This is a genomic window from Phyllobacterium sp. OV277, from assembly GCF_900104355.1.
Lineage (GTDB): Bacteria > Pseudomonadota > Alphaproteobacteria > Rhizobiales > Rhizobiaceae > Phyllobacterium.
This window is the reverse complement of the sequence record NZ_FNIY01000003.1, coordinates 233375-258453: the sequence shown is the minus strand read 5'-3', so window position 1 is coordinate 258453 and position 25079 is coordinate 233375. Positions and strand designations below refer to the sequence as shown.

At 55.9% G+C, this 25079-nt stretch carries 27 protein-coding genes and 1 pseudogene; 16 read left to right on the top strand and 12 right to left on the bottom strand.

The genetic code is table 11. From position 1 onward, the window contains the following. Nucleotides 1-180: 180 nt before the first annotated feature. Complete coding sequence (locus BLU05_RS13085; RefSeq protein ID WP_244518333.1) at nucleotides 181-1653, bottom strand: DUF2778 domain-containing protein; 1473 nt, start codon at nucleotides 1651-1653, stop codon at nucleotides 181-183. Nucleotides 1654-1990: 337 nt separating this feature from the next. Between BLU05_RS13085 and BLU05_RS13080 the strand changes: the two genes are divergently transcribed. Beyond that, entirely contained in the window at nucleotides 1991-2188 is a 198-nt protein-coding gene (locus tag BLU05_RS13080) for a DUF3311 domain-containing protein (protein WP_091881159.1), read from the top strand. Next, nucleotides 2178-3650, top strand: coding sequence for a monocarboxylate uptake permease MctP (locus BLU05_RS13075; protein WP_091880641.1), 1473 nt, complete (start codon nucleotides 2178-2180; stop codon nucleotides 3648-3650). The genes BLU05_RS13080 and BLU05_RS13075 overlap by 11 nt, the downstream gene beginning before the upstream one ends. A 497-nt stretch (nucleotides 3651-4147) precedes the next feature. Here the strand turns inward: BLU05_RS13075 and BLU05_RS13070 are convergent, their stop codons facing one another. Beyond that, nucleotides 4148-4462 (bottom strand): hypothetical protein, encoded by a 315-nt coding sequence (locus BLU05_RS13070; protein WP_091880639.1) that lies wholly within the window; start codon nucleotides 4460-4462, stop codon nucleotides 4148-4150. Nucleotides 4463-4467: 5 nt separating this feature from the next. Further along, nucleotides 4468-4830: a hypothetical protein gene (locus BLU05_RS13065; protein WP_091880638.1), complete on the bottom strand. Its 363-nt coding sequence runs from the start codon at nucleotides 4828-4830 to the stop codon at nucleotides 4468-4470. Between the two features lie 271 nt (nucleotides 4831-5101). Here BLU05_RS13065 and BLU05_RS13055 point away from each other — a divergent pair, with 271 nt between their 5' ends. The 5 genes from BLU05_RS13055 to BLU05_RS13035 all read left to right on the top strand — a co-directional run bounded on the left by BLU05_RS13055 (nucleotide 5102) and on the right by BLU05_RS13035 (nucleotide 10687). Continuing rightward, nucleotides 5102-6637, top strand: a complete 1536-nt coding sequence (locus BLU05_RS13055; RefSeq protein WP_091880635.1) for a helicase HerA-like C-terminal domain-containing protein — start codon at nucleotides 5102-5104, stop codon at nucleotides 6635-6637. Nucleotides 6638-6814: 177 nt separating this feature from the next. Then, nucleotides 6815-7711, top strand: a complete 897-nt coding sequence (locus BLU05_RS13050) for an alpha/beta hydrolase family protein (RefSeq protein ID WP_175540597.1) — start codon at nucleotides 6815-6817, stop codon at nucleotides 7709-7711. A 231-nt stretch (nucleotides 7712-7942) separates the two neighbouring features. Further along, a complete protein-coding gene (locus BLU05_RS13045; RefSeq protein ID WP_091881157.1) occupies nucleotides 7943-8650 on the top strand; it encodes a L,D-transpeptidase family protein in 708 nt (235 codons plus the stop codon). A gap of 393 nt (nucleotides 8651-9043) precedes the next feature. Beyond that, complete coding sequence (locus tag BLU05_RS13040; protein ID WP_091880632.1) at nucleotides 9044-9922, top strand: branched-chain amino acid aminotransferase; 879 nt, start codon at nucleotides 9044-9046, stop codon at nucleotides 9920-9922. A gap of 165 nt (nucleotides 9923-10087) precedes the next feature. After that, a complete protein-coding gene (locus BLU05_RS13035) occupies nucleotides 10088-10687 on the top strand; it encodes a superoxide dismutase (protein WP_091880631.1) in 600 nt (199 codons plus the stop codon). Nucleotides 10688-10746: 59 nt separating this feature from the next. Here BLU05_RS13035 and irrA read toward each other — a convergent pair whose 3' ends face one another. Then, nucleotides 10747-11316 carry an iron response transcriptional regulator IrrA gene (gene irrA / locus BLU05_RS13030; protein WP_091880630.1) on the bottom strand — a complete coding sequence of 190 codons (570 nt, stop codon included), beginning with the start codon at nucleotides 11314-11316 and terminating at the stop codon, nucleotides 10747-10749. A 247-nt stretch (nucleotides 11317-11563) separates the two neighbouring features. Here irrA and BLU05_RS13025 point away from each other — a divergent pair, with 247 nt between their 5' ends. Then, nucleotides 11564-12475 (top strand): AEC family transporter, encoded by a 912-nt coding sequence (locus BLU05_RS13025; RefSeq protein WP_091880628.1) that lies wholly within the window; start codon nucleotides 11564-11566, stop codon nucleotides 12473-12475. A 99-nt stretch (nucleotides 12476-12574) separates the two neighbouring features. Here the strand turns inward: BLU05_RS13025 and BLU05_RS13020 are convergent, their stop codons facing one another. Next, nucleotides 12575-13018, bottom strand: coding sequence for a winged helix-turn-helix transcriptional regulator (locus tag BLU05_RS13020; RefSeq protein WP_091880627.1), 444 nt, complete (start codon nucleotides 13016-13018; stop codon nucleotides 12575-12577). Nucleotides 13019-13151: 133 nt separating this feature from the next. On the opposite strand from BLU05_RS13020, the gene BLU05_RS13015 reads away from it, so the two are divergent. Continuing rightward, nucleotides 13152-14438: an MFS transporter gene (locus BLU05_RS13015; RefSeq protein ID WP_091880625.1), complete on the top strand. Its 1287-nt coding sequence runs from the start codon at nucleotides 13152-13154 to the stop codon at nucleotides 14436-14438. Here BLU05_RS13015 and BLU05_RS13010 read toward each other — a convergent pair whose 3' ends face one another. From BLU05_RS13010 to BLU05_RS12995, 4 genes are all read right to left on the bottom strand, one after another. Further along, on the bottom strand, nucleotides 14439-14873 hold the full coding sequence (locus BLU05_RS13010) for an EVE domain-containing protein (RefSeq protein ID WP_091880624.1): 435 nt from the start codon (nucleotides 14871-14873) through the stop codon (nucleotides 14439-14441). Further along, nucleotides 14870-15253 (bottom strand): VOC family protein, encoded by a 384-nt coding sequence (locus BLU05_RS13005; RefSeq protein WP_091880622.1) that lies wholly within the window; start codon nucleotides 15251-15253, stop codon nucleotides 14870-14872. Before BLU05_RS13005 ends, BLU05_RS13010 begins: the two co-directional genes overlap by 4 nt. A 69-nt stretch (nucleotides 15254-15322) precedes the next feature. Further along, nucleotides 15323-16015: a helix-turn-helix transcriptional regulator gene (locus BLU05_RS13000; protein WP_091880621.1), complete on the bottom strand. Its 693-nt coding sequence runs from the start codon at nucleotides 16013-16015 to the stop codon at nucleotides 15323-15325. A 59-nt stretch (nucleotides 16016-16074) separates the two neighbouring features. Beyond that, nucleotides 16075-16959 (bottom strand): carbon-nitrogen hydrolase family protein, encoded by an 885-nt coding sequence (locus BLU05_RS12995; RefSeq protein ID WP_175540596.1) that lies wholly within the window; start codon nucleotides 16957-16959, stop codon nucleotides 16075-16077. Between the two features lie 196 nt (nucleotides 16960-17155). Here BLU05_RS12995 and BLU05_RS12990 point away from each other — a divergent pair, with 196 nt between their 5' ends. Beyond that, nucleotides 17156-17629, top strand: coding sequence for an SRPBCC family protein (locus BLU05_RS12990; protein ID WP_091880618.1), 474 nt, complete (start codon nucleotides 17156-17158; stop codon nucleotides 17627-17629). Here BLU05_RS12990 and BLU05_RS12985 read toward each other — a convergent pair whose 3' ends face one another. Continuing rightward, complete coding sequence (locus BLU05_RS12985) at nucleotides 17630-18499, bottom strand: LysR family transcriptional regulator (protein WP_091880616.1); 870 nt, start codon at nucleotides 18497-18499, stop codon at nucleotides 17630-17632. Between the two features lie 227 nt (nucleotides 18500-18726). On the opposite strand from BLU05_RS12985, the pseudogene ampC reads away from it, so the two are divergent. From ampC to BLU05_RS12960, 5 genes and pseudogenes are all read left to right on the top strand, one after another. After that, nucleotides 18727-19812: pseudogene (ampC, locus tag BLU05_RS12980) on the top strand (class C beta-lactamase); the annotation flags it as partial. A 211-nt stretch (nucleotides 19813-20023) separates the two neighbouring features. Further along, the gene (locus BLU05_RS25955) at nucleotides 20024-20371 is read left to right on the top strand and encodes a hypothetical protein (protein ID WP_139210442.1); all 348 of its coding nucleotides are present in this window, start codon (nucleotides 20024-20026) and stop codon (nucleotides 20369-20371) included. Nucleotides 20372-20546: 175 nt separating this feature from the next. Then, the gene (locus tag BLU05_RS12970; protein WP_091880612.1) at nucleotides 20547-20999 is read left to right on the top strand and encodes a c-type cytochrome; all 453 of its coding nucleotides are present in this window, start codon (nucleotides 20547-20549) and stop codon (nucleotides 20997-20999) included. Between the two features lie 23 nt (nucleotides 21000-21022). Further along, a complete protein-coding gene (locus tag BLU05_RS12965) occupies nucleotides 21023-21946 on the top strand; it encodes a c-type cytochrome (RefSeq protein ID WP_091880610.1) in 924 nt (307 codons plus the stop codon). A 164-nt stretch (nucleotides 21947-22110) separates the two neighbouring features. Further along, the gene (locus tag BLU05_RS12960; protein WP_091881154.1) at nucleotides 22111-23079 is read left to right on the top strand and encodes an aliphatic sulfonate ABC transporter substrate-binding protein; all 969 of its coding nucleotides are present in this window, start codon (nucleotides 22111-22113) and stop codon (nucleotides 23077-23079) included. A 6-nt stretch (nucleotides 23080-23085) separates the two neighbouring features. Here the strand turns inward: BLU05_RS12960 and BLU05_RS12955 are convergent, their stop codons facing one another. After that, nucleotides 23086-23523, bottom strand: coding sequence for a MarR family winged helix-turn-helix transcriptional regulator (locus tag BLU05_RS12955; RefSeq protein ID WP_091880609.1), 438 nt, complete (start codon nucleotides 23521-23523; stop codon nucleotides 23086-23088). A gap of 74 nt (nucleotides 23524-23597) precedes the next feature. Between BLU05_RS12955 and BLU05_RS12950 the strand changes: the two genes are divergently transcribed. Continuing rightward, the gene (locus BLU05_RS12950) at nucleotides 23598-24701 is read left to right on the top strand and encodes an FAD-dependent oxidoreductase (protein WP_175540595.1); all 1104 of its coding nucleotides are present in this window, start codon (nucleotides 23598-23600) and stop codon (nucleotides 24699-24701) included. Nucleotides 24702-24710: 9 nt separating this feature from the next. Here BLU05_RS12950 and BLU05_RS12945 read toward each other — a convergent pair whose 3' ends face one another. Further along, on the bottom strand, nucleotides 24711-25049 hold the full coding sequence (locus BLU05_RS12945) for a metallophosphoesterase (protein ID WP_091881152.1): 339 nt from the start codon (nucleotides 25047-25049) through the stop codon (nucleotides 24711-24713). Nucleotides 25050-25079 lie beyond the last annotated feature (30 nt).

Sequence of the window (25079 nt, the reverse complement as noted above, 5' to 3'; positions counted from 1 at the left end):
ATGAATCTCAAATTTCTTTGTTTCGAAAACACCAACGGAGATGCAGAGGCAATAGTGGCGACGGCCAGATTGTTGTTGTTTCTGGACCGGAATTTGATTGCGAAAATCTATTGGACATCACGTGAAGTCCTCCAGCTGATTTAGCCGCTGGAGGCATTACTTCGGTCAATTACCGGCAAATCAGCGTGTGGCAATACGCGAGGAAGATGGCAGTCGCTCCACAACGACGAGGCGCGAGACCTCGCCCCGCTGGAAAGCCTTGAGGAACCGGCGATAATCCTTGAACACCACACATCCGTTCGAATCGCCGCGCGGTCCGAGCATGTATGTGTGAGCAAGCAGACCATTGCGGCCAAAGGCATTGCGACCATCAACCGGGGTCAGGCGGATCGCAGCGACGCCATGGAAAAGCGCCTCACGCATGGTGAGATTATAGGTGTGTGGCGGTGTCGGTCCACGGTTCGATTCGCGTGTGAAGCGGGGATTATCAAGCATATGCCCCATGCCCGAATGCGCTTCTAGCTGTTCGCCATTGGGCAGGTAAACCGTGCGTGCGGAAATATCATAGACCGCAACACCATTGCGCGAGCCGCCAAATATTGACCCGAACAAACGTCTGGTGCGCGGCATGGCTTCGATCACCGCATCATCCGGCCGGATCGAAGCGAGTTTAGCGTTAGGCTGTTGCTTTGCTGGTGCATTTGGTGCTGCCGGAAAGCTTTCCGTCGCAAGTTTTGGCCGTTGCACGGGCAGGGGAACGTCTATCGAGTCCTGTCCGTCATCGGATTGCGTATCATCCGGCGCAATGCTGGCCGTATCCCGGGCGGGCGCATTCTCGGGTACAGGAACCGCGACTTCCAGATCCGGTGCCAGTGGTCCGATCAACGGATTGCTCTCGGTTGCCGATGGCGCGTAGCTTGCCAGCAGCGGTATTTGAGGCTCACCCCGCCGCTTGTCGACCAGATCCGGCTGTGCGCTGAACGGGTCGTTCGATACGGATGCCAGAGCGGCATCCGCTGCGGCAATCTCCAGAGCCGTTCTCTTGGGCGCGTCTTCAGGCAGTGGAATTGATCCGACCGTTTTTGTATCAAGCGTTGACGCCCTGCCATTTGCAGCAAGCGCAAATGCACGATTGGCTATGGCAGACTGAATAGCGTTCTGCACGTCGGTGTCCACTGGACCGGCTGGCTTATTGAGAAGTGCTGTCACATCGGATTCCGATAGTGGCGATGTTTCCATCATGACAAGCGCGGAAGCCGGTTCGGCAAAAGCATCATCGTAAGTCACGACGACGCGGTCTGCCGTATGCGCGTTTTTCGCCGCGCCCTGTGCACTGCGGGGAATGCGGTGCTTCAAATCGGGATTGAGCATTGCCAAAGCGCTGCTACCTGGTCGGCGTGCGATCTGATCGTGTGGATTGACAAGAGCGATGGTCTCGAATGCCCGCAGATCATGCCGTATGACAGTGGGACCCGAAGAGAGGGTGGAAACCATTTTCTGCGTCGTGCTGACAGTTGCAAACATCCACACGGTTGCGGCAATCCCGACACCAATGGCAAGCGCGCTGACAAGCGTGCCACGCGACTTGCCTGCGCGAGAAACAAAACCGTTAAAGGAGCCACCCTGACTGAATGTATCGGTCGCGAACGCCATCGTACTCTTTTTCCAAACGCTTACTCAAACCTGCGGCGCGCCCCAAAGGGGCACCACGGCCAATACAAACCATCAGGCACGGAACACGCGTGTCTGACGTCATTTGCCGATTGGCTTGGAGCATGAAGAATCTTGGTTACTAATTTCTTTATATATCGACGTCTTGTTGATCACGAATTGCCACAGACCGGATAAGAACGTTGTTGATAATCTACATTGGGATACAAATCAGTGCGCCGCCCGTACCAAAGACATATTGCGCAAACGACAAGGTGGCCTATTAATGAAACCTTCGGGTTTCATTTGCCTCACAATGCAATTTCAAGAGGACATATCCATGGAAAAAGGTTCAAAAAGGGCCATATTGTGGCTGCTTGTGATTCCTTATATCGGGCTGCTCTGGGTTCCCTTCTATAATTTCCGCGAACCTGAACTGCTCGGCTTCCCCTTCTTTTACTGGTATCAGCTCGCCTTCGTGCCGCTGACTGCATTGATCACCTGGATTGTTTATCGGAGCACCAGCTATGACGACTAATCTTGATCCGGTAGCCATTTCGATTTTTGTTTTCTTCTTTGCGCTTGTCACCATTCTTGGCTTCGTCGCCTCGCGCTGGCGTGCGCCAAAGACCATGGACCATATTGATGAATGGGGTTTGGGTGGCCGAAACTTCGGTACGTGGATCACATGGTTTCTCGTTGGTGGCGATTTTTACACCGCCTATACGATAATCGCGGTTCCGGCACTGGTCTATGCGGTGGGTGCCTACGGTTTCTTCGCATTGCCCTATACAATCGTCGTCTACCCCTTTGTATTCATGGTGATGCCGCTTTTGTGGAAGCGCGCCAAGGACAATGGCTATGTGACTGCCGGTGACGTGGTGTTCGGGCAATATGGTTCGCGCGGGCTTGAGCTTGCCGTGGCGCTGACGGGCGTGATTGCCACCATGCCCTATATCGCGCTGCAGCTGGTTGGTATGGCCACTGTCCTGCAGGCGCTGGGATTAACGGGTGAATTGCCCTTGGCGGTCGCCTTCATCATTCTTGCGCTTTATACCTATTCGGCTGGTTTGCGTGCCCCGGCGCTGATCGCCTTCGTCAAGGACATCATGATCTATATTGTGGTGATCACCGCCGTTGCGCTGATCCCGTCGAAACTTGGCGGTTATGCCAATGTGTTCGCCTCAGCCGACGCGGCGTTTCAGGCAAAGGGTTCCGGCAGTCTGCTTCTGGGTGGCAATCAATATGTGGCCTATGCCACGCTTGCGCTCGGTTCAGCGCTGGCGGCCTTCATGTATCCGCATACGCTCACGGGTATTTTCGCCTCCAATAGCGGAAATACCATCCGCAAGAACGCGGTAATGCTGCCAGCCTATACGCTACTGCTCGGTCTTCTCGCTTTGCTTGGTTATATGGGCCATGCGGCGCATCTCAATGTCTCCAGCCCCAATCAGGTGGTTCCGGCACTGTTCCAGACCCTGTTCCCGAGCTGGTTTGCCGGTTTTGCCTTTGCGGCGATTGCTATCGGCGCTCTGGTTCCAGCAGCCGTGATGAGCATTGGTGCCTCCAACCTCTTCACCCGCAATTTCTGGAAGGCCTATGTCAATCCCAATGTCACCGATGCCGGGGAGGCAAAGGTCGCCAAGATTACGTCGCTGGTCGTCAAGATCGGCGCGCTGCTGGTGATCGCATTCCTGCCAACGCAGTTCGCCCTTGATCTGCAATTGCTCGGCGGTATCTGGATTCTCCAGACGCTCCCGGCGCTGGTGTTCGGCCTCTATTCAAAATGGTTCCGCGCACCCGGTCTGCTGGCTGGTTGGTTCGTTGGCTTCTTCGGCGGCACCTATCTGGTCTGGATCAATGGCCTGAAGCCATTACAGGCACTCAGCCTCGGCGGTGCTCCGTTTACTGTCTATATCGGGCTTCTGGCACTGGCCGCCAATATTGTGGTGGCTGTGATCGTCAATCTCGTGACGGTTCCAGCTAGAAAGCCTGCTTGAGAGTGAGCGTGTGCTGGGTGCGCTAGTTTACGTGCGATCGGGCGTGTGGTGAGTTTTCACCCCCCTCTGTCCTGTCGGACATCTCCCCCACAAGGGGGGAGATCACATTGGTATAAACGCTTTTGCACAACCGGAAATGTTCAGATTGTGCAAGATGCTATTGAAGGCTGATCTCCCCCCTTGTGGGGGAGATGTCCGACAGGACAGAGGGGGGTGAATGCTGCCGGTTCGTGGTTCGACAAGCTCACCATGAGGGAGAGTGGGGATGCAACGATAATTGCTAAGGTCATAGCCAAGGCTGCAGAACCGGACCCTCTGCAATCCACCTCTCTCCGTCATCCTCGGGCTTGACCCGAGGACCCATAATTTAAAATGCGCTGTGGATCCGGTCTCATTTGATCCCCCTTGGCCGTGGGTCCTCGGGTCAAGCCCGAGGATGACGGGGAGGGGTGGTTGCAAGGAGGCTGGTTCTGCAGCCTTGGCTATGACCTTAGCAATTACCGCCGCTTCCCCCTTGCCACAGGCTTCAAATTACAAATCTCTGTGCGCTCGCGAATTGTTCGGCCCTGATAGACTGAGCCCTTTTTAAAAATGCGGCAGCCATACCAGGGTGGCCGCTTATGCGTGGTCTCGATCTCGACACGCTTATAGGTGCGATGGGAAAAGTCATGGCCAAAAATGCGGACATTCTTGCCCAGACGCACCTCCGCCATGGCGGAGCTGGAAATCAGCAGGCCGATGCCAAGTACACAAACAAAAACGCGCGCCAAAGGGCGCGCGCTTGAAACAGGTTTTGTGAGCGGCAAAGCCATGCGTCTTAGACGAACTGGCTGAGGCCCGGGATCGAGTTGACGACTTCGTCAACCGTTTCACTGCCAACCTTTTCACGGGCAAAGGCAATGGTTTCCTTGGAAATACCGGAGATTTCGCTCATGCCGAGGCCAGCGCCCATCAGCTTGGAGCCGAGGCCCATAACACCGGGCATCAGGCCGGATAGGAAGCCGCCGCCATCTTTTGCGTCGGCAATGGCTGCATCTGCACCCGGAATGCCGCTGATCAGCTCGGAGGCCTTGGCAGGGCCTTCCTTTTCAAGGAATGCCAGAATCAGGCCAACGGCCTTGCGTGCCGTCTCCGGATCGGTGCCAACATTGGCGGAAATGCGCGCGATAAGTTCGTCCATGAGCCTAATCTCCCGTCTATCATGAATTACGTTTACGTAATATGCGGATATTCTCGACCTTGCAAGCCACTGCGTCAATCTGGATCAATTGGACTGATCCGGATCGGGTGGCGAATGCCCGGTTGTCGCATGGGAAGATGACATGAAAACGTCAATGATTCCGGCGTCTGTTTCAATCATATTCACAACGCGACGAGTAAACCATTGTCCCTCCGGCATCGGGCCTTTATATCGGAAGGACGAGACATCGCATTGAAGAGGATCAACCCACATGGCAGCTGACGACAGAATCTTCCTTGGTGCGAGCCGCAAACCCGATGACAGCTATCAACAGGCCGAAGCCCTGCTATTGAAATACGGCAACCGGCATGGGCTGATCACCGGCGCAACGGGCACAGGCAAGACCGTGACGCTGCAGGTGCTGGCCGAAGGTTTTTCGCGCGCTGGTGTTCCGGTTTTCTGCGCTGATATCAAGGGCGATCTGTCGGGTATCGGTGCCAAGGGCGAGGCGAAGGATTTCCTCGTCAAGCGCGCCGCCGATGTGAAGCTTGATCCCTATGATCTTGATGCCTCGCCGGTTATTTTCTGGGATATTTTCGGCGAGCAGGGCCATCCGATCCGCGCCACCATTTCGGAAATGGGCCCACTGCTGCTCTCGCGCCTGATGAATCTCACCGACGCACAGGAAGGCATCATGAATATTGCCTTCAAGATCGCCGATGAAGAGGGGCTGCTGCTGCTCGACATGAAGGATCTGCAATCCTTGCTGGTCAACATTGCCGAGCGCGCCGAGGAAATTTCCGCGCGTTACGGCAATGTGACAAAGCCATCAGTTGGTGCGATCCAGCGTTCACTGCTGGTGCTTGAACAGCAGGGCGGCACGAAATTTTTTGGCGAACCGGCCCTCAAGATTGCCGATATCATGCGCACCAATACCAATGGCCGCGGTGTGGTCAGCGTATTGGCAGCCGACAAACTGATGATGAATCCACGGCTTTATTCAACATTCCTGCTTTGGCTTCTGTCCGAGCTTTTCGAGGAACTGCCTGAAATCGGCGATCCGGAAAAGCCGCGTCTCGTGTTCTTCTTTGACGAAGCGCATCTTCTCTTCAATGAAGCGCCTAAAGCTCTGCTCGATCGTGTCGAGCAGGTCGTGCGCCTGATCCGCTCCAAGGGCGTCGGCGTCTATTTCATCTCGCAGAATCCGCTTGATGTGCCGGAAACGGTGCTGGCGCAGCTTGGCAACCGCCTTCAGCATGCGCTGCGTGCCTATACGCCGCGTGAGCAGAATGCAGTGAAGACGGCTGCTGATACATTCCGCCCCAACCCGGATTTCAATACTTTCGCGGCCATTACCAATCTGGCGACGGGTGAAGCGCTGGTTTCGACACTGGCAGACAAGGGTGTGCCATCAGTCGTGCAGCGTACATTGATCCGCCCGCCATCGGGACGCATCGGGCCGCTGACACCGGATGAGCGGCAAAAGCTCATCACCGGCAGCCCGGTTGCTGGCCAGTATGACACAATGGTCGACCGCGAATCCGCCTATGAAATCCTGCAGAAGAAGGCGGCCCAGACTCAGACCGAGGCAGAAGCAGCAAAAGAGCAGGAAGCAGATAGCACCAGCGGCTGGAGCCTGCCGGATATTCTGGGCGGTGGCAGCAGCAAGCCGGGCCCGCGTGGTGGTCAGCCCCGTGCCCGCCAGACCGTAGCGGAAGCAGCGATGAAATCCGTCGTCCGCTCCGTGGGAAGTTCGCTTGGCCGCGCGCTGGTGCGCGGCATTCTGGGAAGCCTCAGTCGCCGCTAACAGGCGCAGGAATCAGCCATAGAAAAGCCGGTGCAATGGGAACATTGCCCGGCTTTCGCTTTCTCGCAGGCCTGTGCCCAAAATATGCCCGCATCCGATTGTGTTCTCGATCATTCGCAACCATTGCGCGTGGGTTGCGTTCAGCGAACGGCATACAAACATTTCGGACAAGGCAAAATGAGTACAGCAAGACGATCCCATACCCTTGTGCGAAACCTTTCTCAATTCATTGCCATTGTTCTGGCTGGTCTGCTCGCTGCAACTGGTGCGGCCTTTGCCAAAGACAGCGAAGAGATGATCGGCGGCGTCAATGTCCATGTCTGGCAGCCGGACCAGCCGATGACGGCGCGCCAGCCGGTGATTTTCTTCTCCCACGGGTTTCATGGTTGTTCGACCCAATCGAAATTCCTGATGCGGGCTTTTGCTGAAGCTGGTTACATCGTCTTTGCGCCGAACCACCGCGATGCGACGTGCAACAATGGCCATCAGAACATTTGGGATAAGCCGCAAGTTTCCCTGCGCAAGCCGGAGCGCTGGAAAGACACCACATTCCGCAACCGCGCCGATGATTTCAAGAAGGTCATATCAGCCCTGAAAAGCGACCGGCAATGGAACAGCAGGATCAACTGGAACGAGATGGGTCTCGTTGGCCACTCGCTTGGCGGCTATACCGTGCTGGGCATGAGCGGTGCCCGGCCAAGCTGGCGCATTCCCGGTGTCAAGGCAACGCTTGCCCTGTCGCCCTATGTCGGCCCCTATCTTGATAAAGACTCCCTGCAGCATCTGGAAGCGCCGGTTATGTATCAGGGCGGAACGCGCGATATCTTTGTAACACCCAAGGTGCGAAGGCCGGGCGGCGGGTATGATCTGTCAAAAGGGCCGAAATATTATGTCGAGTTCACTGGCGCTGGTCATCTGACATGGACGGACCTCGGTCTGTTCACACGCAAGCGGATTATCGAGACCAGTCTCGCGTTCATGGATCGCTATGTCAGAGGCAAGCCCAGCGGCGTGCCCTTGAAGGAGATTGCCGATCTGCCGGGAGTCTCTGATTTCCGTTATGATATCAAGTGAGTCGGGCAGAACGGCGAGGGCAGTATGGCCTCACAAATTGTTTATCGGCTGTTGAACGGCCAAAACAGCTTGCACATGGCGTTTCTGTTGCGGCAGCGCAACACTCGGCTCATCGCCTTGTTTATGCCCTATTGCCAACGGTTCGCTGCCACAATTTATGTGCGTTTAAGGGCGGTAAACCCGATCCACGTTATCTCGCAACCCATCTCCCACCGCTAAATTGGTTCAATGATGCAAAACACGATTTCCCGCCGCGGTTTCCTGACTGCATTGACCGCAACAGCGGCCGTCGGCCTTGCCGGATGTGCCGCAATCCCGGATATGCCGGTTATTCAGGTCGATGATAATGGCCAGCCGCTTTCGCCGCAGGCTGATGTTGATCCTGCATTTGGCTCCTACGATGCCATGTATGCGGCGCGTGAGGATGACGGCTATCAGCTGCCAGCCATTCCGATCAAAAGAATGAACAAGCGCTATCTGCGTCAGATCGTTCAGGACCCGACCGGCGAACAGCCCGGCACCATCGTCGTCGATACCAGCAACAAGTTTCTTTATCTGGTGCGCGAAGGTGGTCAGGCGATCCGCTATGGCGTCGGCATCGGCCGTGAGGGCTTTGCCTGGTCCGGCCGCGCAGTCATCCAGTGGAAGCGCCATTGGCCGACATGGACACCACCGGATGAGATGGTCGCCCGTCAGCCTGAACTGGTGCAGTACAGCGCCCGCAATGGCGGTATGCAGCCCGGCTTGACCAACCCGCTCGGCGCCCGCGCGCTCTACATCTTCCAGAACGGTCAGGATACGCTGTACCGTCTGCATGGATCGCCGGAATGGTGGTCCATCGGCAAGGCAGTCTCTTCGGGCTGCGTGCGTCTGATCAATCAGGACATTATTGATCTCTATGATCGCGTGCCAAACAAGACCCCAATTCTGGTCATGTAGGTTTTAGGCGCTGCACTCATGAAAGGCCGGAGACGTCACGTCTTCGGCCTTTTTGTTTGCCAGTGCTTTGGCGAGAATAAGAAGGGCAGGCCCCGCGAACGGGGCCTGCCAGCCGACCGCGCGAGCGGGGGTGAGGGATAACTGACGCGGCGGCTTGCACAGCTTTTAACGCCGGAACTGACACCCGTATCAAAGCTGCACACCAATTTGTGATCCGCTATGTGCCCATACGCAATTCAACGAAAGTATGGGATGCGTGGTTTCAGCCCTCAAAAAGCACCGATTAGGCGTTGTGTTTGTCGTAAATTGCTTCCATTCGTGCCAGAAGCATTGACCTTGCGGTTGAATAACCCTTCGATAGGGCAACAGACACACAGCAGCGGAATCACTTTCATGGCAGTCAATACAGCAGCGCAATCAATCACCTGGACCTATGTCGACGGCGACTGGCATGAGGGAAACATTCCCCTGATCGGCCCGCGCAGCCATGCCATGTGGCTTGGATCGTCGGTTTTTGACGGCGGGCGCTGGTTTGAAGGTGTTTCACCGGACCTTGACCGCCATTGCGCCCGCGTCAACGCGTCGGCGCTTGCCCTTGGCCTGAACCCGACCATGGGAGCCGATGAAATTGCCGGTCTCGCCCGCGATGGCCTGAAGAAATTCGACGGCAAGACCGCCGTCTATATCCGCCCGATGTATTGGGCCGAGCATGGTGGCTATATGGGCGTGCCTGCTGATCCGGATTCAACGCGCTTTTGCCTCAGCCTCTATGAATCGCCCATGCAGGAGCCGACAGGTTTCTCTCTGACTGTCTCGCCATTCCGCCGTCCGAGCTTCGAGACGATGCCGACCAATGCCAAGGCGGGCTGTCTTTATCCGAACAATGGCCGTGCCATTCTCGAAGCCAGATCGCGCGGTTTCGACAATACGCTGGTTCTCGATATGCTTGGTAATGTGGCTGAGACCGGTAGCTCCAATATTTTCATGGTCAAGGACGGGCATATTTTCACCCCGGCGCCCAATGGCACATTCCTCTCGGGCATTACCCGCGCCCGCACCATCGATGTGCTGGCTGATTATGGCTTCCGCACAACACAAGCGACATTGACGGTTCAGGATTTCCTGACCGCTGACGAGATTTTCTCCACCGGGAACCATTCCAAGGTTGTGCCCGTTACCCGTATTGAAGGTCGTGACCTTCAGCCGGGTCCGATCGCCAAGAAGGCGCGGGAGCTGTATTGGGAGTTCGCCCACTCCACGCCGAAAATTTAACGCTGAAAACGGGTTAAACTGAAATATTGATCCGTTCCGCATTGCCCCCGAGGAAATACGGACCTATGTAACGAACGCAGGTTTTGTCAGGATTGGCCACCACCCCGCAATGGGGAACATCCGGTGCCAATTCCGATCACAGATTGAATCGAAGAGGAGACTTCCATGGCTTTCGAACTGCCCGCACTGCCGTATGATTACGACGCACTCGCCCCCTTTATGTCGCGCGAGACGCTGGAATATCATCATGACAAGCACCACAAGGCTTATGTTGACAACGGCAACAAACTGGCTGCCGAAGCCGGTCTTGAAAATCTCTCGCTCGAAGAGATCGTCAAGCAGTCCTATGGCAAGAATGCCGGCCTGTTCAACAATGCCGGCCAGCATTACAACCACCTGCATTTCTGGCATTGGCTGAAAAAGAACGGCGGCGGCAAGAAGCTTCCGGGCGCTCTCGAAAAGGCCGTTGACTCGGATCTGGGCGGTTACGACAAGTTCCGCACCGATTTCATCGCTGCTGGCACCACACAGTTCGGCTCCGGCTGGGCGTGGCTTTCCGTCAAGGACGGCAAGCTTGAAATCTCCAAGACACCAAACGGCGAAAACCCGCTGGTTCATGGCGCAACGCCGATCCTCGGCATCGATGTCTGGGAACATTCCTATTACATCGATTATCGTAATGCCCGTCCAAAGTACCTTGAAGCTTTCGTCGACAGTCTCATCAACTGGGATTACGTCCTCGAACTCTACGAAAAAGCCAAATAAGCTTTTTCGGGAGAAGCCAGACAGGCTTTTTTCGGACTGAGATTGATAAAGGGGCCTCGTCATGGACGGGGCCCTTTTTCCTTCAGCGGGTGCACATTTGGTCTTGAGAAACATCCACTGCAAGCCGCGCATTCATTTGAAAACGGACCCGGACAGCCCGTGGCACCGACGGGTTCCAACCCGATCAGCACGTCAATTTTTGATATGCGATAACCCTCTGGCGGGGAGGGTAGTTTTCCAAACGTCAATTGATCAGCCGGAATATCGATCAGCAGATCCTGCGCCTCGATATAAAAATGGTGGTGATCGCTGATATTGATATCGAAATAGCTCTGTTCGCCATCAAGATTGACCTTTGAGAGCAATCCGGCATCGGCGAACTGGTTGAGCGTGTTGTAGACGGTCGCGAGCGAAAGCCGCACGCCGGATTTGATCGTCTGCCGGTGAAGCTGTTCCGCCGTTGTGTGGCCCTGATGGGCCCGAAACAGAATCTCGCCCAGCGCAATGCGCTGCTTTGTCGGCCGCAGACCCGCCGCCTTGATGCGGTCCCTGACAACTGCGGAGAAACCGGATTGCCGGTCACGTTCAGTCAGCAGGCGGCGTCGAACCTTATCTGGAATGAAGAGCATCTGGTCATCCGGTCTTTTTTCTCAAGGCAAGCACAGAATACGAAGAACGAGCGCGCCGTCAAGCGTTATTGCAAATGATTTGCAATTGCATTTATAGACAGCTACTTGGGAAAGCGAGGGATGAGCGTGAGGGCAATAAGCCTGCGTTAGACCAATTGGTAATTAGATTGAAATCCATTTTGGGTTATCGTGCTTAAAAGGGAACTGCATAAAAAGGCGCGAAATTGCACGATCGTCAGGGTGAGTGATGCTGGAAATTGTTTTGAACTTGCTGGCCTTCTATCTCATCCTCGCCCTTGGCGCTTATCTCAGACGATATCTGAACCCCGGTCTGCAAAAGCAAAGTGGGGTATTTCTCGTAAGATATGCATTGCCGATGGTTTTCTTCATATCCGCATTGCGCATCCATGATCACGGTCTGCTCTCGGTATCCCTGCTATCGCTCCTGTCATCTCTTCTGGTTTTTGGGTCCATTGCTGTTTTAAGGAGAGGCGATCCCGACGGCATAGCTTTGGGAACCATGTCCTCGTGGTCGAACAATGCATTTCTTGGGATTCCCCTCGCATCTATTTTATTCGGTAGCAGGGGAACCGAGATTGCAAGTTTGTGGGCATCGGGAAGCATCACATTTTTCTCGCTGGTCAGTGCCATCTTCTTCACCGAAGGCAGTGGCGGGCATCAGGGCTGGTTGCTGGCCTTTTTGCGGAAGATCATTTTTCCACCCTATATTCCGGCGTTTCTGGCCGGGTTTGCACTGAGCCAATTCGGTTTTGTTCCATCGCCTGTCTTGTCCAGTATTCTTTGGTTCGCAAGTCAGGCAATTTTCGTGCTGTCGGTTCTGTATGTGGGATCATGCCTGAAACTGCAGGGTGATATTTTCCGTTCAAAGTTGATCCTTCATGCCCTCTTGTTCAAACATGCCTTGTTTCCGCTACTTGCCGGCTTTCTGCTGTTTCTTGATGCTGCCGTACTGGGGTCGTTTTCGGAGGCAGATTATCCGGCAATCCTGTTCATGTCTGTGATGCCGGTGGCCATTAATGTTGTCATTCTGTTTCAGGGAAGAGCTGAACTTCAGTCGCAGGCTGCGTTTTCCGTCACGGTCAGCACATTGATTACCATTCTGATGTCTGTAGCGTTTTTGGCCTATAAAGTGGCTTAGGCCACAGACTGCGCACGTTCAGGCGCGCCGCAGAAAACGGCTCCGTATCAAGGTGCCGTTTTCAATATTATCAGATCAAAGGTCTGAGGGCGGTTTTGCCTAGTGCCCAACCACAACCGTATCGTCAGGCCCAAGCAGGCGCCCGTCATCAGACCGCAATTCGAGCCGCCGCACGGGCCGGCCTGTTTCGCGGTCGACCAGCCGGACCTGCGCCTTGTAACTGTCGGTGTAATATTCCTCACCCCATTGCCGCAGGGCGACAAGCAGCGGGAATAGCCCCCGGCCTTTTTCGGTCAACACATATTCACTATAGGCGCTGCCATCCGCACAGGGCTCTATCGTGAAAATATCGTGTGCAACCAGATTGCGCAGGCGTGTCGACAAAATATTCTTGGCCAGACCAAGACTTTTCTGGAATTCCCCGAAGCGGCGCGATCCCTCAAACGCGTCGCGAATTATCAGTAGTGACCACCAATCCCCAATTGCATCCAGTGGCCTTGCCACTGGGCATGGATCATCCTTGTGGCTCGTTCGCTTGACCATAGTTGTCCCCCTTTATAGTCGTCGCAGAGCAGCGCTCATCAGTGAGCATTCCGCGAAGGGTGGTTGCATAATAAAACTAGACTCGTTAAGAGGCAATAGGTTTTAATTTGCAACCACATTCGCAGGGAACACGATGAAGCTTGAACAGGACGATAATCTGCTCATTGCCGCCGGACAAGCGGTTTTGCGGGGTGAAATTGCCGAAAATGGGCCAATAAGCGCATCAAACGCTGCAGAGTTCTCCCGGCCCCTTGCGCTCTTGTTCGCGATAGCCTGCGGGCTGGCAGTGGCGAATGTTTATTTCGCTCCACCCTTGCTCGATGCCATTGCCGATAGCTTCGGCATGAGCCACGCCACATCAGGCTTGATTGTCTCAATCTCGCAAGTTGGCTACGGAATTGGCCTGCTGCTGATTGTGCCGTTGGGGGACCTTATCGACCGCCGCCGTTTGATTGCGGGCCAATCCGTCCTGTCCGCTCTGGCACTGTTGGCGGTCTGTTTTGCCCCGACATCCTTTGCGCTGCTCGTGGCGATGGCTTCGATTGGACTGCTCGCCGTTGTGACGCAAGCTCTGGTCGCCTATGCCGCCGGTCTGGCAAAGCCGCATGAGCGCGGGCAGGTGGTGGGGATCATCACCAGCGGTATTGTCCTCGGTATTCTGCTCGCCCGCACTATTGCCGGAACCATGGCCGATCTGGCGGGCTGGCGCTCTGTCTATGCGGTGTCCGCCGTGCTGACACTGGTTATCGCTGGGCTGCTTTTCCATTTTCTGCCGCGCAATGAAGCCAAGCGCGCAAAAATTGCCTATCCGCAACTGATCAAATCGGTGTTCTTGCTGTTTGTTGAAGAACCCGTTTTGCGTATCCGCGCCATCATCGCCATGTTCATCTTCGCTGATATCACCATGCTGTTGACGCCGCTGGTGCTGCCATTGGGCGCGCCGCCCTTTTCGTTGTCACACACCCAGATCGGCCTGTTCGGTCTTGCCGGGGCTGCTGGTGCGCTCGCCGCTTCAAGGGCAGGCGGATGGGCCGATCACGGCCATGCGCAGCGCACCACAGGCATTGCACTGACAATCATGCTTTTGTCATGGGTGCCGATTGCGTTCATGCAATCGTCGCTCTGGTTTCTTATCATCGGTGTTGTGACAATTGATTTCGCCTTGCAGGCGGTGCATGTCTCCAACCAGAGCCTGATTTACCGGGTGCGCCCCGAAGCCCAAAGCCGCCTGACGGCTGGCTATATGATCTTCTATTCCATCGGCAGCGCCGCCGGATCGTTCGGTTCAACATTGATCTATGCCTATGCGGGCTGGGCAGGTGTCAGTCTGGCAGGTGCGGGCATCAGTCTGCTGGCGCTGGTTTTCTGGGCCGCAACCCGCCATCTGACACCTTCAGGCGCGGCGCTCCATCACGGATGATCAAACCATCTGCGGCACGCGGGCATTCATTGCGTCGGCGATAATCTCAAAATCCTGCACGTCGATGGCAAGAACACCAAAGCGGAACTGATAGCCCCAATTCTGCCTGCCCCTGGTGAAACTCAGCCGGTCGAGCAGGGGGCGGATTTCCGCCTCCGTTGCATCGAACCAGTCAATGTTGCGGCGCCAGGGCACAAAACCACCGCCCATGTCGTGGCGATAGGCGTCGTCTTCCCGCACCGCGCCGATGGCGGTGAATGATTGCAACCCGTCCTTGGCGCCAAATACTTCGGTCGGCGAATAGTAGATCACCTTATCCTCGGGTTTGATCCGCATGAGCGGACCTTCCTTGCCATGACAGACCTGCATGAAACCCTCCTGCAGACCACGACGCACATGCTCGGCTGAAGCCACTGCAATCCAGTGCGCGCTCATTGCTCCGCTCCCTGTGTCGAAGCGGCAAACATCCGCAGGCGATGACCATCCGGATCAAGCGCGACAAAAGTGTAGCCGAAATCCAACAGAACCGGGGCTTGTGCAATCGTCAAGCCGCGTGCCGCCCAGTCGCGATGTGCGGTTTCCACCTCATCATCTGTACCCACGCTGAAAACGAGTTCGGTGCTGGAACCGGTGATGGTGACTGGAGGCTGGACCTTGTCGCGCGCCCACAACCCAAGCAGCAGGCCGGAATGAAGGGCGAACATGGCAAAGTTTTCTGTTTCTTCCAGCGGTTCGCGCTTGAGCAGTTCCGCATAGAAAGCGCGGCTTACAGGGGCATTGGCAACATAGAGTATCATGAGATTAGGGTTGGCCATGGTGTGTCTCCTTCAGGTTGTGATGGAGCAACCATAGATCGGCATACTGCCAGTTTCTGGCAGTAGCGATTAACTTGGCTGGGCGATACCCTGCTTGTCGCGCCATTCTTTCAGAAGAACCTGACGGCGGCGTGGATAGCGGATGTCGGTAGGTTCAAGGCGCGCGAGGCGGTCGGTGCGAAAGTGCCTGAAATCCCGCCGCAATTCGCACCAGGCAACGATAACACGCACCTTCTCGAAAAACCCCAGCGCAAACGGCCAGATGAGCCGGCTCGATTGACTGCCATTGCTATCGCGATAGGTAATATCGAGCTTGCGTTCGCTGCGGATGGCCTTGCGCACGCTGGCAAGATCGATTCCGTCGGTTGTCGAGCTTTCGCTCGGCCCAACGAGCAGTGTGGAAGCATCGACACTTTCACGCAGATCATCCGGCAAGACAGCTGCAATCTTGTTGAGAGCATCGCGCGCGGCGGTGGAAAGGCGGTTATCAGGCTGCTTTGCCACCCAGCGCGAGCCAAGCACCAAAGCCTCTATTTCCTCCTCGCTAAACATCAGCGGCGGCAGCATGAAGCCAGGTCGCAAAATATAGCCAAGCCCCGGTTCGCCCTCGATATGGGCGCCTTGCGCCTGCAAGGTCGCTATATCGCGATAGAGCGTGCGAATGCTGATGCCGGTTTCTTCCGCCAGCACCTTGCCACTGACGGGACGGCGATAACGGCGCATGGTCTGGATGAGATCAAGAAGGCGCTCTGATCGGGACAAGTCTGGCTCACATGTGAGAGTGGTTTGTCAGATCATGCCATAATTTGGCAGTGGTTGCATTAGACCTTTTGCGCTTCCAGATAGGGAGCATAGAGGCTGCCATCGGTTGCCGAGCGGCGGAAATCCAGCACCTGTTTGCAGAAGGCATCAAGTTCCGGATCATCAGTGAGGGCATTCAGGATGAGCCCTGTTTCATCAGCTGTCGCCCTGCCGCCATGGTGACCGGTGCGCTCGATCCAGAAGCTCGGAAAATTCTGGCGCGGGCGGCAGGAATTCGATGAACTGACGGCGTATTGATGGAGCCATGCATAACCCTGAATCAAGGGCTGTATCGTATGGGCTTCGATCCGGTCCCGCGCCACATTATCCGTATAGCAGGAATGAAAGATCATCTCAGCCTTTCCCGCATGCTCCTGCCACAGCTCCGGGAAAGCCCAGTCAAGGCAGATAAGGAAACCGCAGCGCACGCCTTTGATATCGACGGTCAGCGGCTTGTCACCCGGTGCAAAGGCGCGCAGATCATTGATCGAACAGCGCCGCTTGTCATAGCGCCCGGCAATGACACCCTTGTCATCAAAGACAAACACGGAATTGGTGGGGCGGGTATGCGCATCGTCCCAATGGACGGAGCCGGTGACGATCCAGACGCGATGGGCGCGGGCGGCTTCGGCAATCCTGTCCATGGCAGCGTTCAGGGTTGCCCATTCAAAATCATCCCATGACGGCCACGTTGCCGCGCCATAGCCGGAGAGGGCGCATTCGGGAAAATGTGCCACGTCGGCGCCTGAAGAAGCAGCGTGGCCGATCAGATCAAGCATATGGGCCAGATTGGCATTGATATCGTAGGAAACGGGAAACTGGCAGGTCGCAACCGTCAACCGAGCTGGCTTGCCCCGGGCCGAAGGCGGGACATCCCAGACGTGGTCAGCGCGTTTTTTCTTCACGGGCGTTTCCTTCGACTCAGCGGCACGATGGAGTTTACCTGAATGCCCAGCATCCAAGAACTGTTGTGGTGCCTTAACATATGGACATTTTTGGATGTTTGAACACTTAAGCAATTACGATACTATCGCTTGCAAGGCGGGGGTCGATGTGTTACTTAAGCAATCACTTAATGAAATGGCTATTCAGGAGGAAGTCATGGCCGAGCGTTCTGTCAAACATGCAACCATCGTCGTGGAGCGGACCTATGAGGCCACGCCAGAACGCGTCTTTGCCGCCTGGTCCAGCGTTGAAGCTTTGCTGCGCTGGAACGCCATGGATGAGGGCTGGTATATGGCCTATGACCAGTTCGATTTTCGCGTCGGTGGCGGTGAAATCTGCCGGTTCGGCCGGACTGGCGGTGAAACCTATATCAATACCAGCACCTATCAGGACATTGTACCGAACAGGCGGATCATATCCTCTGGCACGATGAAGCGTGAGACAACATCGATTTCCAGCGGTGTTGTAACGGTTGAGCTTACGCCTGATGACAAGGGCTGCCATCTTGTTCTGACGGAGCAGGCGGCATTTCTCGATGATGAGGATAAGCCTGAATACCGTCAGGCAGGCTGGAGTTCCATGCTCGACAATCTCGGCAAGATCTTGAAAAATGAGACCGCCTCGGCCTGATTACTGTTCTGAAACGATCCATTCGGAAAATGCCAGCATGGCTGGCGTTGGTTGACGCGATTGCAGCCGCGTCAGCCAGTAGCTGCCAAGCGAGATCGAAGTCTGGAATGGCTGTTCAATGGCACCGGCAGTAAGCAGGCGGGAGAACATCATGGGCGGTGCCAGCGCCACGCCGATCCCCTGCAAGGCAGCTTCCATCATTGCCAGAGACGAGTCGAAGACAATAGCCCTGTTCAGTTGCGGTGCCGCAGGCGCGTCAGCCGCCGCAAACCATGTGTTCCACTCGTCAGTTCGATAGCTGCGCAGAAGCGTGTGATTGGCAAGGTCAGCAGGCTCTTGCAGTGTTTGCGCCAATGCCGGGACGCATAGTGGTGAAAGCGGTGCTTCAAAGAGCCGGGTCGCATCTGTGCCATGCCATGCGCCGCTGCCAAACCGGATGGCAAAGTCCAACCCTTCCGCCGCCATATCAACGCGGTTGTTGTTGGTCGACAGGCGGATATCGACGAACGGAAATTGCCGCTGAAAATCCGGCAATCGTGGCAGCAGCCAGCCCACGGCAAATGTTCCGACCGCACCCAGAAACAACAGTTCGCGCACATGGCCGCCTTCGATCCGTTCAAGCGTATCTGCCATATGATCGAAGGATCCGGTGACGACAGGCAGAAGCGCTTCGCCTTCAGCGGTGATTTTCAGGCCGCGCGGCAGGCGTTGAAACAGCGGCACACCCAGACGCATTTCCAGGCTTTTGACCTGTTGGCTCACCGCAGCCTGTGTCACGCATAACTCAATGGCAGCGCGGGTGAAACTTAAATGTCTTGCGGATGCTTCGAAGGCTCGCAAGCCGTTCAGCGGGAGAAAAGGGCGAACCATGGATGGCCTAGTTTTTCTTATGTCTGCCCCGAGATATCATGTTTTGACAGGCCCATACAGTGGAATAAATAGAGACCGCTCAGCAAAATTGATGCGTCAAGCGGCAGGCAGCTTATGCCTCGCTGTTCGCGCGACCAGCAAAAGGAAGCCCGATAATGATCTCCAAAGTAACCAGCTTACTGGCATGCGCCCTGCTTGTCACAGGCGCATCAATGGCCGCCAGCCATGCTGCCGAGGAACAGGAAACCGAGATCAAGGATTTGGTCGATACGGCGGTGCGTCCGATCATGGAAAAATATGGTGTTCCGGGGATGGCTGTTGGCGTCGTCGTTGAGGGAAACTCATATCTGTTCAACTACGGTATAGCTTCCCGCCAGACCAAAATGCCTGTTACCGGGGATACGATCTTCGAGATCGGATCGATCAGCAAAACATTCGTTGCAACACAGGCGAGTTGGGCGCAGGTCAATGGTCAGATTTCCCTGTCCGACAAGACGAGCAAATATGTGCCGTCCATGCAGGGGACAGAGTTCGGCGATGTCAGCCTGATGCATCTTGGCACCCATACCGCCGGGGGCTTCCCGCTGCAGGTGCCTGATGAGGTCACGAACGATGATCAGTTGATGACCTATCTGCAAAAGTGGAAGCCCGCCTACAAGGCCGGGACAGCCCGGACCTATGCCAATCCGAGCATCGGGATGCTGGGGTTCATCACCGCCAAAGCCATGAACAAGGATTTCGGCGCGTTAATGCAAGGGGAATTGTTCCCGGCTCTCGGGCTGAAAAGCACCTATGTTGAAGTACCGGCAACCAAAATGGCTGACTATGCCCAAGGCTACACGGCGAAGGATGATCCGGTGCGGGTGAAACCAGCCGTGCTTTCCTCCGAGGCTTATGGCGTGAAAACTACCGCCACCGATCTGATCCGTGTGCTTCAGGCAAACATGAAAATGGTCAAGCTGGATGGAAAGCTGCAGCAGGCAATCACCGACACGCATACGGGCTATTTCAAGGTCGGTGCGATGACACAGGACCTGATATGGGAGCAATATGCCTATCCGGTTGCTCTTAAGATGCTCCAGCAGAGCAATTCAGCTGACATGCTCAAGCAGTTACCGGTCAAGCAATTGACGCCGCCGCTGGCGCCGCGCGACGACGTGTGGATAAACAAGACAGGTTCGACCAGCGGGTTCGGCGGCTATGTGGCGTTCATCCCGAAAAAGCAAGCCGGTATCGTCATTCTGGCCAACAAGAACTATCCCAACGAGGAGCGGGTTCGCATCGCGCATCAGGTATTGACGGGGCTTGAATGAAACCATAGCGCGAAACGAACCGGCCGTACGAATGCAGCTTTCACGCATTCGCACGGCCGGTTTTTATATGTGATCAGGCTTTCCCGCTATGCCTTTGCTCCGCCATATTGATTATTCATCTCTGGTTCATGGGATTAGACTTAAGTCTATTACCTAGGGACTATAAACGTCGAAATGCATGTCCACTCAGGCGCATTTCACTGGAGGCACTATGAAAAAGTTGATTTCAGCTCTTTTTGCCGTGGTGATGTCGATTGGAGCCCTCGGAGCAGCCGGACCGGTTTCCGCCGCGCCGATGACTGTCGAGAAGCCGATCACCACATCAGGGACAGTTGCTGCAAATGGCGATGTACTGAAAGTTCAGTATTACCGCGACTATGATCGCCGTTATGACCGTCGCTGGGACCGCCGTTATGATCGTCGCTGGGATCGCAGATGGGACCGGCGTTATGATCGCCGGTGGGACCGTCGTTGGGATCGGCCGCATTATCGTTATGAACGCCGTTGGGATCGCCCGCGTTGGCATCATCGCTATGATCGCAGATGGCGCCGTATTTAACGAACCGACCAGAAAAACCCCGGCCTAAAGCCGGGGTTTTTCGTATCTGCGCCAATGCTTGTCATACGAAAATGTGATCGTATGACGCGGGTGCAATCGGAGATGTTTACTCTAGAGTGCCCATGGAAACCCTTGAAGCCACATATATTTGAAGCCACGAGAGTTGGAGACATTCATGAAGAGAGTGATTGCTTTTGCTGCGGCGCCTTTGCTGGCCCTTGCGGTGTTTTCGTCTGTCGCCGGTGCCGATCCGATTGCTGACCGGCAGGCACTGATGAAAGATCAGGGCAAGGCGATTGGCAGTCTTGCGCCTATTGCCAAAGGTGACAAGCCGTTTGACGCCGCCGCCGTGCTGGCCGCCCTTACCAAGCTGAACGAGGATGCGCAGAAGATCGATCCGGTGGCACTCTTTCCCGCTGGCTCGGAAACCGGCGGCGATACCACTGCTTCACCGAAAATCTGGGAAGACAATGCTGGTTTTGTCGCTGCGGTGAACAAGTACAAGGCTGATGCTGCCGCAGCAGCCGGTGCCAAGCCGCAGGATCTTGCCAGCTTCAAGCTTGCCTTTGCACAGGTGTCGCAGAATTGCGGAGCCTGCCATCAGACATTCCGCATCAAGAAGAACTGATTGCGTAAACTGGGGGATACACATTGATCCGCAAGCTTCTGCTGCTCATCATTGTGGTCGTGATAACCGGAGGCGCTGTTTTCTGGCTCCTGTCTGCACCATCGCGGGTTGATCCGGCAAGGCTCGCGGCTGTGGCTCCCGGCGATGCCAAGCGCGGTGAAAGCGTTTTTTGGGTGGGGGGCTGTGCCTCCTGCCATGCGGCACCCGGTGCCAGCGGCGATGCAAGGCTGGTGCTGACAGGTGGCCATGAACTGGTCACGCCATTTGGCACGTTCGTTAGCCCCAACATTTCCCCTTCGGATAAAGGCATTGGCAAATGGTCGTTTGAAGATCTTGCCAATGCCATGCTTGCCGGTGTCTCGCCGGACGGGCGGCATTATTACCCGGCCTTTCCCTACACCTCCTATGCGCGCATGCAGGTGCAGGACATTGCCGATCTCTACGCCTATCTGAAAACCCTGCCGCCATCGGATAATGTAGCGGCGGATCACCGTTTGAGTTTCCCCTTCACGGTTCGCCGGGGATTGGGTTTATGGAAGCGGCTTTATCTGTCGGCGGACCCGGTTTTGACCATTGCCGGTGCGACGGATGCGATCAAACGTGGCCAGTATCTGGTGGAAGGTCCGGGTCATTGCGGTGAATGCCATACGCCGCGCAATGCCATTGGCGGGCTCGACAAGACGCGCTGGCTTGCGGGTGCAAAGGCGCCTGAGGGCAAAGGGGTTGTTCCCAATATCACGGGCGGCGAGGGCGGTATCGACAACTGGTCGGAAAAAGACATCGCCTATGCGCTGGAAAGCGGCTTTACGCCGGATTTCGATTCGCTGGGCGGTTCCATGACCGACGTCGTGCTCAATATGGCGCATCTGGACGCCGCTGATCGCGACGCGATTGCAGCCTATCTCAAGGCGATTCCTGCCCATCCCAATGGTTTTCCAAAACCCTGAGATGACGTCAGTTCGATCCATTCCGGGTCAAATCATTTCACTTTGCTTGGGTTGTCGGGGAATGATTTTCCCGGTGTGATTGATTGTTCAATATTTATGACGTCGATCCCGTCAGTCGTTTGCTTCATCCTTTGATCAATAGTGATACGAAAAGGATGGCATCGATGTTGACCCGCAGACAGACTCTCGCTTTGCTTGGCACTGGTGCCGTAACAGTGCTCATACCGTTGACGAGCCGTGCAAACGCCGAGCCGTTGAAAACCCTGCGCATTGGCTGGCAGAAGGGCGGCGTTCTCGCGCTGGCCAAGGGGACAGGTGCACTGGAAAAACGCTTTGAAGCGCGCGGCATAGCTGTCAGTTGGGCCGAATTTTCGTCCGGACCGCCACTGCTGGAAGCCCTGGGCGCGGGTGCTGTTGATTTCGGGCCAACCGGTGATGTGCCGCCGCTCTTCGCGCAGGCCGCCGGCGGAAATCTGGTTTATGCGGGCACCTATAAGGGTTCGCCTGATGGATCAGCCATTCTCGTGCAGAAGGATTCGCCGATCCAAAGCATTGCGGACCTGAAGGGCAAACGGGTCGCCTTCAAGCGGGGATCGAGTGCCCATAATTTCACGGTCAAGGCTCTGCGCACTGCGGGCCTGTCGGTCAATGACATCAGGGCGTCGGACCTTTCACCATCCGATGCCGCCGCCGCCTTTGCGTCTGGCCAGGTCGATGCATGGTCGATCTGGGACCCATATCTTGCCATTGCCGAAAAGCGCCCGGAAACGCGGGTTCTGGCCACGGGTCGGGGCATTGCTGACAGTTGGTCCTATTTCCTCAGCAATGGTGATTTCACCGCCGCCCATGGCGATATCTTGACCGAAGTGCTGGACGAATTGGCAAAGGTAGGCCGGACCGCGCAGGACAATCTCGACCAGACGGTGGCTGCCCTGTCGAAAATTACCGGTGTGCCAGAGGATATTCAGAGGATCACACTGACGCGCGAAGGCCTGCGGCTTGGCGATGTAACGCGCGTGACGCCTGAGGCGATTGCCTATCAGCAGGCACTGGCTGATGAGTTCTATGAGCTGAAAATCATTCCGAAGAAACTTGATATCAGCAGCATCGTCTGGAAGGGCCAGCCTTCCTGAGCAGTTTCAGACATCGCTGCGAAGATTGACTTGGATACGGTTGAGGAACGCCACGAATTGCGCCTCTTCATCAGGCGTAAAATTGGTCATGGCGAGAATATTGCCCTCGTTGAGAGCCGCATAGGCCTGCGGCAGGCGCTCGACGGCAAGCGCTGTTAATTCGATGATCTGGCTCCGCCTGTTGCCGGGATCGACCTTGCGCCGGATAAGCCCGTCACGCTCCATCCGCCCCAGCAACTGTGCCATGGAAGGCTGCTCCACCCGCAAAAGCCGGGCAAGGTCCGCTTGCGTTGCCGCATCCCCGTTTTTCACCGCCACCATAATGGGAAGATAGGCTGTTCCAAGCCCGAGCGGCCGCAGCCGTTCCTCGCCCCGGCGTATCAGTTCCCGCGCCACCTGTTTGATCAGGAAGGATGGGGCTTGTCTTGTATCCGGCTCGGACATGTTGATTCTCCTTGCATAGGACCCTATGTTATATTAAATAGGACCCTATGCAATCTATCAAAGAGAATATGGAAATGTCAAAGAATTCAAATATAGCCATCATCGGCGGTGGTCCCGGCGGTCTGCTGCTCGCCCGTATGCTGCATATGACGGGTGTTGCCTTCACGGTTTTCGAGAGCGATGAATCGCCTGTGCATCGCGGGCAGGGCGGTATGCTCGATCTGCACGCGGAAACCGGACAATACGCGATGAAACGTGCCGGGCTTTTCACGGAGTTCCAGAGTTTTGCCCGTTATGAAGATCAGGGCATACGGCTCTACGACAAGCACGGGGCACTGGTATTCAAGGACGACTCGGCTGATGGCGACAGGCCCGAAATTGATCGCAGCCAGCTTCGCACCCTGCTGTTGCGCTCGTTTCCGCAGGAGGCGATCTGTTGGGGATACCGGTTGAGTGAGGCTTTGCAGCTTGCTGATGGCACTGTCGAGCTTCGTTTCACCAATGGTGTCGTCAGGCAGTTTGATTTTGTCGTCGGTGCTGACGGTGCCTGGTCAAAGGTTCGCCCGCTCGTATCAACGGCAAAACCTCAGCATACCGGTCTCAGCTATTTCGAGTTGTCGATTGCTGATGTCGACCGGCGTTATCCTGACGTGGCGGCACTCGTTGGCCGGGGCACATCCATCGCCAAGGGCGATGGCAAATCAATTTTTGCCCAGCGCAATTCCAACGCGCTTATCCGTGTCTATGCGGCCTTGCCGCGCGGCGATGAGCCGGACGTTGCCGAGACAAAAGAGAGCATTCTCGCGCATTTCGCGGACTGGGATGCGGGCCTGCTCCAGCTGTTTCATGCGGCCGACGAGGACGTGCGGCCATGGCCCGTTTATACGCTGCCTGCCGGGCACCACTGGGAGCACCATGCCGGCATCACGCTTATCGGTGATGCGGCGCATCTCATGCCACCGGCTGGCGAAGGCGCCAACCTTGCGCTGCGCGATGCTGCTGATCTCGCCGACGCCTTGACGCAGGGTGGCGACCGGAGCCGGGCGGTTCAGGCCTATGAGGCTGTGATGTTTGCACGCGCAAAAACAGCCGCCGACGATGCGATGCACATCCTCGCAGCGGGCTCGTCAGAGGACGGTTTGGAAGTGTTCAGAAAGCTGATGAGCGGCGAGGTTTAATTCGTTCCGTCAGCGTTTGTCGCATCCGATCAACACGAAGTTTCCATCAATATATTTGCTGCGCATGGTGTAGAGCCAGCCGCGGCACTCCTCCATGGAACGGAAGCAGCGATAGGCAGAAACGCCCACGTAATCGCCGCCCATGGAGATGATCGGATTGTCTGTTGTACCGGAATAACGCCCGACAATAACACCGGAGCCGCGCGGCGGCGTATTGCAGCGTACGCCAGCATATTCGCTGACATTCTTGCGAACTGCGGCCTGTACTTCAGTCATGTCCATGAGGGAGATTACCGGCTGGGCGGCGAATGCAAGACCGAGCATCAGGGTAAGTGCGCTTCGTTTCATCATGACAACCTCCTGCAGTGAACCAGTCTA